The organism is Flavobacterium lipolyticum (genome assembly GCF_020905335.1).
Classification (GTDB): Bacteria; Bacteroidota; Bacteroidia; order Flavobacteriales; family Flavobacteriaceae; genus Flavobacterium; species Flavobacterium lipolyticum.
The window spans coordinates 793,746-806,792 of record NZ_JAJJMN010000001.1 but is presented as its reverse complement, the minus strand read 5'-3'; the positions used below and the strand labels follow the sequence as shown (position 1 = coordinate 806,792).

The window sequence follows — 13,047 nt, the reverse complement described above, 5'->3', positions numbered from 1 at the left end:
TAATAGTTTATAATTAGTAGATGTCTTCTTTTGGAAATGGTTGCGTGAAATTTTTTATTTTTTTAAAAAATAATGATTTCATTTTTCGAGATTAGGGATTCGTGAAATTTCTAATTTAGAATAAAGCACTGCGTATTATTGTGTACTTTTACTTTATATAAAAATGTAATTATGTTTGAATTTCTTCCGTATTTGTTAGCCTTTGTAGCTGCGTTATTTCTAGGGATATATTTAGGAAAGACGTTATTTGCTGCGCGATTTCAATCCGAAAAAGTGAGCCTGGAAGAAAGGTTGAGTGCTACCACAAATCAATTGCAAATTCAGAAAGAGCAGTTTGAAAACGAAAGAAGAAATTTCGAAAAGCAGCTTCATCTGAGCAGTTTTGAAAAAGAGAATATCCGAACCGAGAAAGACAGTCTCGCGATTCAGCTTTCTAAAAAAGAAGTCGATTTTGAAAACTTGTGGGAACGTCATAAAGAACAAAAGAATGAAGTAAGCGAACTTCAGGAGAAATTTACCAAAGAATTTGAAAACTTGGCGAATAAAATTCTGGAAGAGAAATCGGCAAAGTTTACGGAGCAGAATAGCGAAAATATGAAAAGCATCCTGCTGCCTTTGCAGGATAAAATTCAGGGATTCGAAAAAAAGGTAGAACAAACTCACAAAGAAAGTATTGATTATCATGCGGCTTTGCGTCAGCAGATTTTAGGATTGAGTGAAATGAATGCCCAAATGAGTAAAGAAACCCTGAATTTAACCAAGGCGTTGAAAGGTGACAGTAAAATGCAGGGGAATTGGGGCGAATTGGTTTTAGAACGTGTTTTAGAAAAATCCGGTTTAGAAAAGGGGAGAGAATACGAAGTACAGCAAAGCTTTACAAATGCTGAAGGAAACAGAGTTTTGCCCGATGTTGTAATCAATTTACCAGATGGTAAAAAGATGATCGTCGATTCGAAAGTTTCTCTGGTTGCTTATGAAAAATGGATCAATGAAGAATCTGAAATTCTTAAAATGGACTTCCTGAAAGAACATGTGAACTCTATTAAAAGACATGTCGAGCAGTTGGGAAGTAAAAATTATCATGATTTGTATCAAATCGAGAGTCCGGATTTTGTCTTATTGTTTATCCCCATTGAACCTGCGTTTGCGATTGCTTTAAATGAAGATTCGACCTTGTACAATAAAGCGTTTGACCGAAACATCGTTATTGTAACTCCTACAACCTTGCTGGCGACTTTAAGAACTATTGATAGTATGTGGACCAATCAAAAACAACAGGAAAATGCCTTTGAAATTGCCAGACAGGCAGGAGCATTGTACGACAAATTTGAGGGATTTGTTACCGATTTGGTGCGCATTGGAAATAAAATAAAAGACACAAAAACGGAATACGAAAATGCCATGAGCAAGTTGGTAGACGGAAGAGGAAATCTGATTTCAAGTGTCGAAAAATTAAAGAAAATGGGAGCAAAGGCTAAAAAATCGCTTCCTGAAAATATTATTGCCAGAGCTTCTAATTCAGATGAAAATCAATCTTTAAATTAAAAATGTAGTTTCATCAAAGCTGTTCGCAAAGAAACTTTCCCATTCAAATACAAATAAAAAATTATGACTGCAGATTTCAAACACGTTTCTTCATCGAAAATAAGCATATCAGAATTAATGCTGCCTTCGCATACTAACTTTAGTGGGAAAATCCACGGAGGATATATTTTACAGCTGTTAGACCAGATTGCTTTTGCATCAGCCTCAAAATTTAGCGGTAACTATTGCGTAACCGCTTCTGTGGATACGGTAAACTTTTTAAAACCTATTGAGGTTGGAGAATTAGTAACCATGAAAGCATCGGTAAATTACGTGGGAAGAAGCTCTATGATTGTGGGAATTCGTGTGGAAGCTGAGAATATCCAAACGGGAGCCATCAAACATTGTAATTCTTCTTATTTTACCATGGTAGCTAAAGATAATGAAGGGAAAAGCGTGCCTGTTCCCGGACTTATTTTGTCTAATTTAGAAGAGGTGAGACGCTTTAGAAAATGCATCAAACAAATCGAATCTAAAAAAGAAGTAGAAGAACATGCAAGAATGACAGACGTTAATTCTATCGAAGATCTGGCAAATTTAAATCAGTACAACGTGCTTTTAGAAATTCACTAAGAGAGGACTCGGAGGTGAGTTCTTTTGGTAAATAGTGAGGTGGGTTTTTAGGAAGAAGGAAGAAGGAAGAAGGAAGAAGAAAGAAGGAAGAAGAAAGAAGGAAGAAGAAAGAAGAAAGAAGGAAGAAGGAAGAAGAAAGAAGAAAGAAGAAAGAAGAAAGAAGGAAGAAGAAAGAGAGAAACGAAGTCTTCTGCGTTTTATTACAAGTGAAACGCCTTTTTTCGGTTAGGAAACTATGTTTCTATGTGTTAAAAGGTTTTTATGTTCCTTACACCCAATTAATATATTTTTAGAATCCAATCAAAAAGTAATGGTAAAGTTTGGCTATACAATTTTATACGTTGAAGAAGTAGAAAAATCGGTTTCATTTTATGAAAATGCATTTGGATTTTCAAGGAAATTTGTAACTCCGGAGGCGGATTATGGCGAATTGAGTACAGGAGAAACAACCCTTTCGTTTGCTTCAAAAGAACTAGCAGCCCAAAATCTGAAAGACGGTTTTATCGAAAGTAAACCGGATCAGAAACCTTTTGCCATCGAATTGGGGTTTATAACCGATGATGTTGAGGAATTGGTGCAGAAAGCAATTGGTGCAGGAGCGACACTGGTCAAAGAACCTGCTCAGAAACCATGGGGACAGGTAGTGGCCTATGTACGTGACCCGGATGGATTTTTAATTGAAATCTGTACGCCAATGCAATAAGATTTCGTGGAGTTTCTGATGTCATTATTGGAGTGCCTGTAAACCGGATCAGAATTGATTTTTAGTCAGGTAAAACATTCACAAATATTTAGCAGTAAATCGACAACCGTAATGCTGAAAAAATCGTAACTTTAAGTATAAATGATTGGGTTACTGTTTTTTCACGGAGTACTGCCATTCTATTTTTTAAACTTATCTTAAGTCCAGTTATTTCTCTTCTTAAAAATAGAAAAAGATCGAATGACATAATTGTTTAATTATTAACGATTATGAAAAAAATTACATTACTTATTTTACTGTTTATCGCTTATTCCGTTATGGCTCAGGATAAATTTTTTACCAGTACGGGAACCATAAATTTTGAAGCATCAGTGCCCTTTTTCGAAGATGTAAAAGCGGTAAACAGACAGGTCACAATTGTTGTTGAGCCCAAAACGAGTACACTTATCTGTACCGTTTATATTAAAGATTTTCGTTTTAAACTAGACCTGATGCAGGAACATTTTAATGAAAATTATATGGAAAGCCGTCGTTATCCGAAAGCTGTTTTTAAAGGAAAAATTCAAAAATTTGATCTAAAAAACATAGACGAAATCGAAAAGGAATATCAAATTAAAGGAAAACTTTCGATGAAGGGAAAATCTAGAGAAATTCTGGTAAATGCACTCATTAAAAAAGTGGGTGACGGAATCCAGATTGTTTCCGATTTTCCAATTTTGATCTCTGATTATAATATCGAAATTCCAAACAGAATAGCCGCTAAGATTGCTAAAACGGTAAATACCGAATTAACGGGAGTAATCAAAAGTGATGATCCGGTATATCTAACGCTAAAATGACTAATTAAGGCAGTTGACCAGCGCGCTTTCTAAATCGGTAAATTGAAATTCAAATCCTGTCTTTTGTATTTTTTCAGAGGAAACCCTCTGTCCTTTTAAGACAGCCTCGCTCATTTCGCCTAAAACAATTTTAAGAATAAAGGCGGGTACTTTTGGGAGCCAGATTTTATAGCCGTATAAGCTGGCAAGCATTTTTGAAAAACTAAGGTTCGTAGTATTGTCTGTCACACAGGCATTGTACGGACCTTTGATCATTTCATCGGTAAGGGCTTTTAAATAAATCTGACATAAATCATCAATATGAATCCAGGGAAGATATTGTTTTCCCGTGCCCAAAATGGCACCGAAGCCGGCTTTGAAATTGGGTCCCAGTTTTTTTAGAAAACCTTCATTTCTTCCCAAAACAATCCCCGTTCTGATTTTAGCAGTCCGAATTCCTAAAGAAGTAATTTTATCTACGGCCTGTTCCCATTCAACACAGGTTACCCCTAAAAAATCGGTTGCAGGGGGCTGGTCTTCCTTACAGATAACGGAACTGGTAACTGCTCCGTAAATTCCAACCGCCGAAGCTGAGATAAAGGCATCCGGAACTTTATTGTTTTTCTTTAAGATCGAATAAATAAGATCGATGGGTTGTACACGACTTTCTACAATGACTTTTTTACGTCTTTTAGTCCATCTCTTCTCTACAATTCCTTCACCTGCTAAATGGATAATATAATCAGCCTGAAGAATTGCTTCTTCGTTGATATAATTCGTTTTTAAGTTCCATTTATAATAGGTGATTAATGAGGTGTTTTCTCGTGCGTTACGGCTCAAAATCGATACCGTAAAACCACTGTCAGTGAGTAGATCGGTAAGTTGTTTTCCAACAAATCCAGTGCCTCCGGTTAATAAAACATTTTTTGCCATGATAGTTTATAATATATTTAACAGTGCATTTTGTTTAAGGCAAAGTAAAGGTACTTAAACATTCCTTACCTTTAAGGCAAATTCTAAATTTTAATGAAATGGCAACTAAAAATAAGGCTATCACAAGAGAAGATATCGTTTCAAAATACATGGATGAAGTTTTAGAAAAGGAACAAAAACCAAAATCAGTTTATCATTTTGCAAAAGAAAATGGTTTTACGGAAGCGGAGTTTTATGCTTTTTTTGGAACATTAGAAGGTTTAGAAAAAGAAATATTCAGACTGTTTTTCGCGAATACAGTTGATTTGCTGCACAAAAATGCAGATTATCAGGAGTATGATATGAAAAACAAGATGTTGAGTTTCTATTATACATTTTTTGAGATTTTAACGGCCAACAGAAGTTATGTCCTGCAATCTCTTAAAATAGACAGAAATCCACTTAAAAATTTAGTACAACTGACTTCACTTCGCGAGGCGTTTAAAGAGTATGTTTCAGAGATATTGACTGACGACTACAGACTGGAACAGGAAAAATTTCAAAAATTTCAGGAAAAAGCTCTTCAGGAATCGGCCTGGCTGCAATTAATGATGACCATAAAATTCTGGATGGAGGATTCTTCGGCAGCATTTGAAAAAACGGATATTTTTATTGAAAAATCAGTCAATGCATCCTTCGAATTGATGAATGTAGCCCCAATGAATCATTTAATTGATTTTGGAAAATTTCTGTTTAAAGAAAAAATATACAGTAAGTAATGAAAACGATCGATTATATACCTACCTCAAAAATAGAAAGAGCCAGTAAATTAGTGCAAACCGGTGCAAAAATCGGAGTGAACTATATTAAGCATTATGCTGAGAAAATGGTAAACTCAGATTTGACCCGTGACAAGCTGAATGAAAACAATGCGGAAGATATTTACGACGGACTCAAAAGTTTGAAAGGAAGCGCGCTTAAAGTGGCTCAGATGCTGAGCATGGACAAGAACTTTTTACCTCAGGCTTATGTAGAGAAATTTTCATTATCGCAATTTTCAGTACCGCCGCTTTCAGCACCATTGGTCCTGAAAACCTTTAAAACCAATTTCGGAAAAACACCCTATGAAATTTTTGATGAGTTTAATGCCAATTCTGTCAATGCAGCCAGCATTGGTCAGGTGCATTTGGCGGTTAAAGACGGTAAAAAACTAGCTGTTAAAATTCAGTATCCGGGAGTTGCCAACAGTATCTCGTCTGATTTGGCTCTGGTAAAACCTATTGCAATCAGAATGTTCAATTTGCAGGGAAAAGATTCTGATAAATATTTCAAAGAAGTTGAAGATAAACTGATTGAAGAAACCAATTATTTGTTGGAACTTCAACAAAGTCAGGAAGTGGTACAGGCCTGCAGTAAAATCGAAAACATACTTTTTCCGAATTATTATCCTGAGTTTTCATCGGAGAAAATCATCACCATGGACTGGATGAGCGGTCTGCATCTTTCGGAGTTTACCGCTAAAAATTCAGATCAGGAAGTGGGAGATAAATTAGGGCAGGCGCTTTGGGATTTTTATATGTACCAAATTCATGTTTTAAGAAAAGTGCATGCTGATCCGCATCCGGGAAATTTTCTGGTGAATGAAAACAATCAGTTAATTGCGCTGGATTTTGGCTGTATGAAGCAAATTCCGGATGATTTTTATGTGCCTTACTTTGAATTGATCAATAAAAATGTAATTACTGACGAGACACTTTTCAATGAGAAATTATTTGAACTGGAAATCCTTCGTCCCGATGATTCGGCTTCTGAGATTGCTTATTTTACGGAAATGTTTCATGATTTATTGTCCCTTTTTACCCAGCCATTTCAGAAAGAAACCTTTGATTTTTCAGACGAGACTTTCTTTGACAATATAGCCAAATTAGGAGAGCGTTTTACCAACGATACCAATCTTAAAAAAATGAACGGAAACAGAGGTTCCAAGCATTTTATCTATATGAACAGAACTTTCTTCGGATTGTACAATCTGATGTTTGATTTGAAAGCGAAGATTGTTGTAGAGAATTATTTGAAGTATTAAATAGAGTTTTTTTGTTTCAGGTTTCAGGTTTCACGTTGCAATAGAACCTGAAACCTGAAACTTGAAACCTGAAACTTGAAACCTGAAACTTGAAACCTGAAACCTGAAACCTGAAACTTAAAACCTGCAACTTGAAACAAAAAAACTATTTCAAAATCCCTTTTTTATAAGTTTCAATGGCGCGATCTCTTGCAAACGCATGATCCACCATTGGTTCGTTATAGCCTAGATCAAATTCTGGAATCCATTTGCGAATGTAGATTCCTTTCTCATCAAACTTCTTTTGTTGAATTTCGGGATTGAAAACTCTGAAATAGGGTGCAGCATCACAGCCCGTTCCGGCTGCCCACTGCCAGTTGCCTACATTGGAAGCCAATTCGAAATCCAGTAATTTTTCGGCAAAGTACGCCTCGCCCCATTGCCAGTTGATGAGCAGATGTTTGCATAAAAAGCTGGCCACCACCATGCGAACCCGATTGTGCATATACCCCGTTTCGTTTAGCTGACGCATTCCGGCATCGACCATGGGGTAACCTGTAGTTCCGGAACACCAGCGTTTAAAATCTTCTTCGTTATTACGCCATTGAATTCCGTCGTAAGCCGATTTGAAATTGTGATTCACAACATTTGGGAAGCTAAATAAAATCTGGATGAAGAATTCTCTCCAAATCAGTTCGCTTAAAAAGGTTTGGTTTTTTCGATTGGCCCAATTAACCAGTTTGCGAATACTAACCGTTCCAAAACGCAAATGCGGTGAAAGGTAGGAAGTACTGTCCTCAGCCGGGAAATCGCGTGTTTCTTTATAATTAGAAATTTGACTTAAATCCGGAGGAAGTACTTTTATAACGCTTTTCTCAAAACCAATTTCAGCTAATTCCGGAAAAGCAAACTGATTTTTACTGAAGTTCTCATAACCAATTTTGGTGTCAAATTCCGGAGCCTGCCCTGAAAGATGGTATTTTTCCAGCCACTTGTTTTTGTAGGGTGTATAAACGGTGTAAGGAAGTCCGTCAGCTTTTGTAATTTCCTTTTCTTCAAAAATCACATGATCTTTGAATGAGGACGCTGTGATATGGTGTTGTGCTAATAATTGCTCAATAGCAGCATCACGTTTGATGGTAAAAGGCTCGTAATCTTTATTGAAAAAAACGTGCTGAATGTCAAATTCAGTTGTAAGTGATTCCCAAACCTTACTTGTAGTTCCTTTTTTAATCAGAATGGAAGAATCAATTGCTTTTAGTTGTTCGTTTATTTTTTGAAGTGACTCCAGAATAAACTGAACGCGTGCATCATTTTTGGGAAGGTTTTCCAGAATTTCATCATCAAAAATAAACAACGGAATTACAGGAAAATCCGATTGCAGGGCATGAAATAGTCCGGTATTGTCTTCTAAACGCAAATCGCGTCGGAACCAGAAAAAGGAAACTTTTTGTTTTGTCATGGTATGATGTTCTGCTAGATTTTTTATCTCAGCTAAGAGATTTATACTGATTTAAGCTTTTGAATTGAATAGTTCTTCGATTTTATTGTAGCGATAATCAAAAATAGTTTTGAGTTTGTTTTTTACAATAAGACTGTTCATGATTCTGCCCAGATACCCTAATGGTAAAGCGTAGTGCACCACATCAATCATTTTGGTTCCGGTTGCTGTGGGCTCGAAAAAGTGTTTGTGATGCCATAAAGCGTAAGGACCAAATCGCTGTTCGTCGACAAAATAGTGGTTCTCCTTTGAAACCGTGATGATCGTCATCCAGTTAATTTTAATGCCCAAAAGAGGTTTTAAAGTATAGGTAATAATTTGTCCGGGATACATGCGCTTATTGTCAAAATCCTGAATTTCGAAACTCATATTATCCAGTGTTATCGTTTGGAGATTTTTCGGACTTGAAAAAAAATCCCAACATTCTTCAACAGTAGCGTTTACATGTTGTACGGTCTCTATTTTGTATACTTTCATAAAATCAGTTTTAATTTTAACTCGTTGGATGCGATTAATTTTAATACCTGCTGACCTGGGGGCTGTATTTCTAAAATCTATGTGTTATCATTTTTTTTGTTAATGACACTAACGGGTTAGATTAATCCCGAAAACAATATGTGTCGAGCCTACGGCTCTTTTATTGCGATGCCTTTTTTACGACGGATTAAAATCCGTCGCTACAATATGGTTCGAGCCGATGGCTCTTTTATTATGATATCTTTTTCTATGATGGATTAAAATCCATCGCTACAATATTATTCGGGCCAATGGCTCGTCTACGACACTAGAGTTCCGAAGGAACGACAAATTTTGTAACAACGGATTTTAATCCGTTGAAAATAAAGCGTCATGAGAATGAGTTCCAGCGGAACGATACATTTTACACAGCTTTAAACCACAACAACGATCTTCGTTTCTTTTTTAAATTTAATTACCATGAGTATAATTCATTTTAACACATAGTAACATAGTTTCTGTGTCCATAAAAAAGGCATTTCGCTTCATTAAAATGCACACAAGCTCTTATGTGAAAGAAATATATTTTTTTTTTGTTCTCTTTATGCAACTAAAATCTATGTTTCTATGTGTTAAAGCATTTTTTTGTTGCGGACACCTAGCGGGTTAAATTTTATAATATTTAAAAGGAACAAACAACATTCCGAAACATTCTCCGTCTTCTTTGTCTAAATGCTTGTGGTGTATTTTATGTGCTTTTCGCAGGCCAATCAAGTATTTGTTTTTGGTGTTTTTAAACCATTTAAAACGCTGATGAATCAAAACATCGTGAATCAAAAAATAACACACCCCATAAAGCGTTACTCCACAGGCAATAAAAAATAAGTAGTTGAATCCACCCTCAACACCAAAGTAAAAAAGAATAATACTGGGGATGGCAAACAGGACAAAGAAAATATCGTTGCGTTCAAAAGTGTTTTCGTATTTGGGTTGATGGTGATCTGCATGAAAATACCACATCAGCCCATGCATGATGTACTTGTGAGTGAGCCAGGTGACACATTCCATGAATAAAAAAACACCTAAAAAAATTAAAAAAGAAATCATTTTGTATGTCTTGAATTTACGTTTTAGCTTATAAAAGTTAAGTTTCTCTATATTGGGAATTGATCTTAGACTAATTTTAATTTATAGGTTACAAAAGACTGTGCTAAAAGCCCGGCTTTGGTATAATTAGAAACTCTGATTCTCGAATTTCCAATTTCGTAATAAGGGGTGTTTTTAAGCTTCTGAAGCAGTTTTCGGTAATAAATATAAGCAGTATAAACACCAAATTTAGCGTCGATAGGAAGTTTTACAATACCCTGAAAAGCGATTCTGAAATCTTCTTCGATTTCGGCAATAATATTCGTTTTAGCTTCTTCGTCAAAGGAATTTAAATCAATTCCCGGAAAGTAATTTCGGTTCAAAACCAAATTATCCTCTTTTAGATCTCTCAGAAAATTAACCTTCTGAAAGGCCGATCCCAATCGCATGGCTTCATTTTTGAGTTGTTCGTATTTTTGTTCGTTTCCTTTTACAAAAACCTTTAGACACATTAGGCCTACTACATCGGCCGAACCATAAATGTAATCTTCATATTCAGTATGAGTAGGGTAACTTGACTTCACAAGATCGAGTTTCATGCTTTTTAAAAAGGCCTGAATCAGATCATCAGTAATATTGTACTGCTTTACGGTATGCTGAAAAGAGTTGAGAATAGGGTTAAGGCTGATACCTGTTTGCATCGCTTTGTAATATTCTTTCTCGAAATCATGGATGAGGTTCTCTTTTTCAAAGTCATGAAATGAATCGACAATTTCGTCAGCAAAACGTACAAACCCGTAAATGCTGTAAATAGCATCACGAATACCCGGTGACAACATTTTAACGGCCAATGAAAATGAGGTACTGTAACTCTGAGTAACCAGTTTGCTGCATTTGAAAGAAACAGTGTCGAATAGTGATTTCATTTGTTAAGAACTAAAAGATTTTTGAATTAACTCAGCTGCTAATTTTCCTGAAATTAAAGCAGGTGGAACACCAGGGCCGGGAACCGTTAACTGTCCCGTAAAATATAAATTACGAACTTTTTTACTTTTTAGTTTGGGCCTTAGAAAAGCGGTTTGCAATAGTGTATTGGCCATTCCGTAAGCATTGCCTTTATAGGCATTGTAATCGTCGACAAAATCGTTCTTACAAAATGATCTCTTAAATATAATGCTATTTTTTATTTGTTGATCGGTTAATTGTTCGAATCTGGAGATTATTTTTTCAAAATAGACTTCACGAAGTTGTTCATTGTCTTGTATTCCGGGGGCTAACGGAATGAGGAAAAAACCGCTTTCCATTCCTTCCGGAGCAGCAGTTAAATCTGTTTTAGAAGGGAAATTGGCATAAAACAAGGGCTGTTCGGGCCATTTCGGATCGTCGTAGATGTCGGCTGCGTGTTGGTTAAAATCAACATCAAAAAACAAAGAGTGGTGTGTGATGTTGGCTATTTTTTTATTGAATCCCACAAAAAAGAGAAGAGAGGAGGGGGCAAAAGTACGGCTTTCCCAATATTTTTCTGAATAAGCACGATGTTCGATATCCAGTAAAGTTTCGGTATGTTGATAGTCAGCACCGCTTAAAATAATATCCGCTTCTATGGTTTTTCCGTCAATTAAAAGTCCTGTGGCTTTTTTGTCTTTAACAATAATCTTTTCAATAGGAGAGTTGGTTGTAATCGTTACGCCTAATTCCAATGCCAGTTTTTCGATTCCGCGTACCACATCGTACATTCCGGTTTTTGGGTGCCAGGTTCCTAAGCCAAAATCGGCATAATTCATAAAATTATAAAAAGATGGGGTTTTTGTAGGTTTTGCACCTAAAAACAAAACGGGAAACTCCAGTATTTGGATGAGTTTTGGATTCTTAAACTGCTTTCGGATATCGGCGCTAACCGTACTAATAAACTGATTCAGTTTGAAAGCTGTTTGGACTGTGATTAATTCCAGTGCCGAAACTCCGGGACGATAGACTAAATCTTTGATGGCAATATCATAATTGCTTTTGGCGTGATTGATGAATTTTTGAAGTTTCTCACCGCTTCCTGTTTCAATCTGTTCGAAAGTGTTTTTTATTTCTTCTAAATTGTCATAAATGCTGATGAAATCATTTAAACCAAAATACACTCTGTAAGCCGGATTCAGTTTGATGAGCTCGTAATAGTCGGAAGAGTTTTTATTGAAATCCTGAAAAAAGCGTTCGAAAACATCCGGCATCCAATACCAGCTTGGTCCCATGTCGAATGTAAAGCCTTCTTTCTTAAATTGTCTGGCTCTGCCTCCAATAGTTTCATTTTTCTCATAGATAGTTACCGTATTACCTTGCTGTGCGAGATAACATGAAGCGGCTAGAGAAGAAAAGCCTGAACCTATTATTGCTATAGTTTTTTTCATTTGTTTAACAAATATACAAAAACTTTAAACAAAAATATTACAGCATGCTGATTGTTTCTTCCATAGAATCAAAAACGCGTATTCTTTCCGATAAAATTTTCTGATCGATATGTTCGACCATGTTTCCCATAAGCCAAATCTCGTTGTTCTTTTGAAGCAACTTTTGTCCCATCGATTTGACATATTGGTTGATTACGTTGCGATCTGGTTGAACAGTCATGAAAGATACAAAAGTAATGTTCTCGAAATGTTTGGTTAAATCCTGGAGGTTTTCGATAGGCATGCTTTCGCCCAGATAAATGGTTTTGTATCCTTTTAGTAAAATCTCGTACTGCAAATAAAGTAAGCCTATTTTATGGATTTCATTCAAAGGAAGAGAAAGTACAAAAATTCGATCGGTTTTCGTGGGTCTTAGAATTTGCAGGCTTTCTGTATAAATTAATATTTTCTGCTTAATCAAATGACTCATAAAATGCTCATTTGCGGGAGTTATGGTTTCGGATTGCCATAATAAACCTAATTCTTTTAGTAAAGGAAGAAAATTGTCTTTGAAAACTTCTCTAAATGATTTTTCAGAAATAAGCCAGTCGAAAGTATTGAAGAAGATTTCCTGATCAAAATTCATCATCGCCATCTTGAAGGAAGTAATGGCGTAATTTTGGGAGTTTTTTTTGGAGATGATTTCGCGAACTAATTGTGGAATTTTTTCTTCGGGATAGGTCGCTATTTTAGATATTTTATAGCCGTATTCGTGTAATAATGTGATGTTTAAAAGCTTTTGAAGATTCTGTAGATTATAAAGCCTGATATTGGTATCGGTACGCATGGGCTCTAAGATATTGTATCTTTTTTCCCAGATGCGAATGGTATGTGCTTTTATTCCGGATAAGTTTTCAAGATCTTTTATGCTGAAAACCGTTTTTATATTGTTTATCATTTTTCGCTAATTGGTGAAC

The 13,047-nt window shown here is 35.8% G+C and carries 14 protein-coding genes; 7 read left to right on the top strand and 7 right to left on the bottom strand.

From position 1 onward, the window contains the following. Positions 1 to 171 precede the first annotated feature (171 nt). The 5 genes from LNQ34_RS03535 to LNQ34_RS03515 all read left to right on the top strand — a co-directional run bounded on the left by LNQ34_RS03535 (position 172) and on the right by LNQ34_RS03515 (position 3,699). A complete protein-coding gene (locus LNQ34_RS03535) occupies positions 172 to 1,545 on the top strand; it encodes a DNA recombination protein RmuC (RefSeq protein WP_202702921.1) in 1,374 nt (457 codons plus the stop codon). 63 nt (positions 1,546 to 1,608) lie between these two features. Continuing rightward, positions 1,609 to 2,157, top strand: a complete 549-nt coding sequence (locus LNQ34_RS03530) for an acyl-CoA thioesterase (RefSeq protein ID WP_026110234.1) — start codon at positions 1,609 to 1,611, stop codon at positions 2,155 to 2,157. A 34-nt stretch (positions 2,158 to 2,191) separates the two neighbouring features. After that, positions 2,192 to 2,386, top strand: a complete 195-nt coding sequence (locus tag LNQ34_RS03525; protein WP_229998665.1) for a hypothetical protein — start codon at positions 2,192 to 2,194, stop codon at positions 2,384 to 2,386. Between the two features lie 81 nt (positions 2,387 to 2,467). Continuing rightward, positions 2,468 to 2,860, top strand: a complete 393-nt coding sequence (locus tag LNQ34_RS03520; RefSeq protein WP_229998664.1) for a VOC family protein — start codon at positions 2,468 to 2,470, stop codon at positions 2,858 to 2,860. Positions 2,861 to 3,129: 269 nt separating this feature from the next. Next, the gene (locus LNQ34_RS03515) at positions 3,130 to 3,699 is read left to right on the top strand and encodes a YceI family protein (RefSeq protein WP_202702923.1); all 570 of its coding nucleotides are present in this window, start codon (positions 3,130 to 3,132) and stop codon (positions 3,697 to 3,699) included. Here LNQ34_RS03515 and LNQ34_RS03510 read toward each other — a convergent pair whose 3' ends face one another. Beyond that, positions 3,700 to 4,611 (bottom strand): TIGR01777 family oxidoreductase, encoded by a 912-nt coding sequence (locus LNQ34_RS03510; protein ID WP_229998663.1) that lies wholly within the window; start codon positions 4,609 to 4,611, stop codon positions 3,700 to 3,702. It abuts the gene before it with no gap. A gap of 98 nt (positions 4,612 to 4,709) precedes the next feature. Here LNQ34_RS03510 and LNQ34_RS03505 point away from each other — a divergent pair, with 98 nt between their 5' ends. Beyond that, positions 4,710 to 5,369, top strand: coding sequence for a TetR family transcriptional regulator C-terminal domain-containing protein (locus LNQ34_RS03505; protein WP_202702925.1), 660 nt, complete (start codon positions 4,710 to 4,712; stop codon positions 5,367 to 5,369). Next, the gene (locus LNQ34_RS03500; RefSeq protein ID WP_229998662.1) at positions 5,369 to 6,673 is read left to right on the top strand and encodes an ABC1 kinase family protein; all 1,305 of its coding nucleotides are present in this window, start codon (positions 5,369 to 5,371) and stop codon (positions 6,671 to 6,673) included. The genes LNQ34_RS03505 and LNQ34_RS03500 overlap by 1 nt, the downstream gene beginning before the upstream one ends. A gap of 145 nt (positions 6,674 to 6,818) precedes the next feature. Here the strand turns inward: LNQ34_RS03500 and LNQ34_RS03495 are convergent, their stop codons facing one another. The 6 genes from LNQ34_RS03495 to LNQ34_RS03470 form a co-directional block, all read right to left on the bottom strand. Continuing rightward, entirely contained in the window at positions 6,819 to 8,114 is a 1,296-nt protein-coding gene (locus LNQ34_RS03495) for a cryptochrome/photolyase family protein (protein WP_229998661.1), read from the bottom strand. Between the two features lie 51 nt (positions 8,115 to 8,165). Further along, positions 8,166 to 8,630 (bottom strand): SRPBCC family protein, encoded by a 465-nt coding sequence (locus tag LNQ34_RS03490; RefSeq protein ID WP_202702928.1) that lies wholly within the window; start codon positions 8,628 to 8,630, stop codon positions 8,166 to 8,168. 645 nt (positions 8,631 to 9,275) lie between these two features. Then, positions 9,276 to 9,716 (bottom strand): sterol desaturase family protein, encoded by a 441-nt coding sequence (locus tag LNQ34_RS03485; protein WP_229998660.1) that lies wholly within the window; start codon positions 9,714 to 9,716, stop codon positions 9,276 to 9,278. Between the two features lie 65 nt (positions 9,717 to 9,781). After that, on the bottom strand, positions 9,782 to 10,621 hold the full coding sequence (locus LNQ34_RS03480) for a phytoene/squalene synthase family protein (protein ID WP_202702930.1): 840 nt from the start codon (positions 10,619 to 10,621) through the stop codon (positions 9,782 to 9,784). Between the two features lie 3 nt (positions 10,622 to 10,624). Next, entirely contained in the window at positions 10,625 to 12,091 is a 1,467-nt protein-coding gene (locus LNQ34_RS03475; protein WP_202702931.1) for a phytoene desaturase family protein, read from the bottom strand. 37 nt (positions 12,092 to 12,128) lie between these two features. Beyond that, positions 12,129 to 13,028 (bottom strand): MerR family transcriptional regulator, encoded by a 900-nt coding sequence (locus tag LNQ34_RS03470; RefSeq protein ID WP_202702932.1) that lies wholly within the window; start codon positions 13,026 to 13,028, stop codon positions 12,129 to 12,131. Positions 13,029 to 13,047 lie beyond the last annotated feature (19 nt).

Bases quoted from the DNA above. Each gene is read 5' to 3' on its own strand.
- LNQ34_RS03535 (WP_202702921.1), top strand. From the start codon at position 172: ATGTTTGAATTTCTTCCGTATTTGTTAGCCTTTGTAGCTGCGTTATTT.
- LNQ34_RS03530 (WP_026110234.1), top strand. From the start codon at position 1,609: ATGACTGCAGATTTCAAACACGTTTCTTCATCGAAAATAAGCATATCA.
- LNQ34_RS03520 (WP_229998664.1), top strand. From the start codon at position 2,468: ATGGTAAAGTTTGGCTATACAATTTTATACGTTGAAGAAGTAGAAAAA.
- LNQ34_RS03515 (WP_202702923.1), top strand. From the start codon at position 3,130: ATGAAAAAAATTACATTACTTATTTTACTGTTTATCGCTTATTCCGTT.
- LNQ34_RS03510 (WP_229998663.1), bottom strand. From the start codon at position 4,611: ATGGCAAAAAATGTTTTATTAACCGGAGGCACTGGATTTGTTGGAAAA.
- LNQ34_RS03505 (WP_202702925.1), top strand. From the start codon at position 4,710: ATGGCAACTAAAAATAAGGCTATCACAAGAGAAGATATCGTTTCAAAA.
- LNQ34_RS03500 (WP_229998662.1), top strand. From the start codon at position 5,369: ATGAAAACGATCGATTATATACCTACCTCAAAAATAGAAAGAGCCAGT.
- LNQ34_RS03495 (WP_229998661.1), bottom strand. From the start codon at position 8,114: ATGACAAAACAAAAAGTTTCCTTTTTCTGGTTCCGACGCGATTTGCGT.
- LNQ34_RS03490 (WP_202702928.1), bottom strand. From the start codon at position 8,630: ATGAAAGTATACAAAATAGAGACCGTACAACATGTAAACGCTACTGTT.
- LNQ34_RS03485 (WP_229998660.1), bottom strand. From the start codon at position 9,716: ATGATTTCTTTTTTAATTTTTTTAGGTGTTTTTTTATTCATGGAATGT.
- LNQ34_RS03480 (WP_202702930.1), bottom strand. From the start codon at position 10,621: ATGAAATCACTATTCGACACTGTTTCTTTCAAATGCAGCAAACTGGTT.
- LNQ34_RS03475 (WP_202702931.1), bottom strand. From the start codon at position 12,091: ATGAAAAAAACTATAGCAATAATAGGTTCAGGCTTTTCTTCTCTAGCC.
- LNQ34_RS03470 (WP_202702932.1), bottom strand. From the start codon at position 13,028: ATGATAAACAATATAAAAACGGTTTTCAGCATAAAAGATCTTGAAAAC.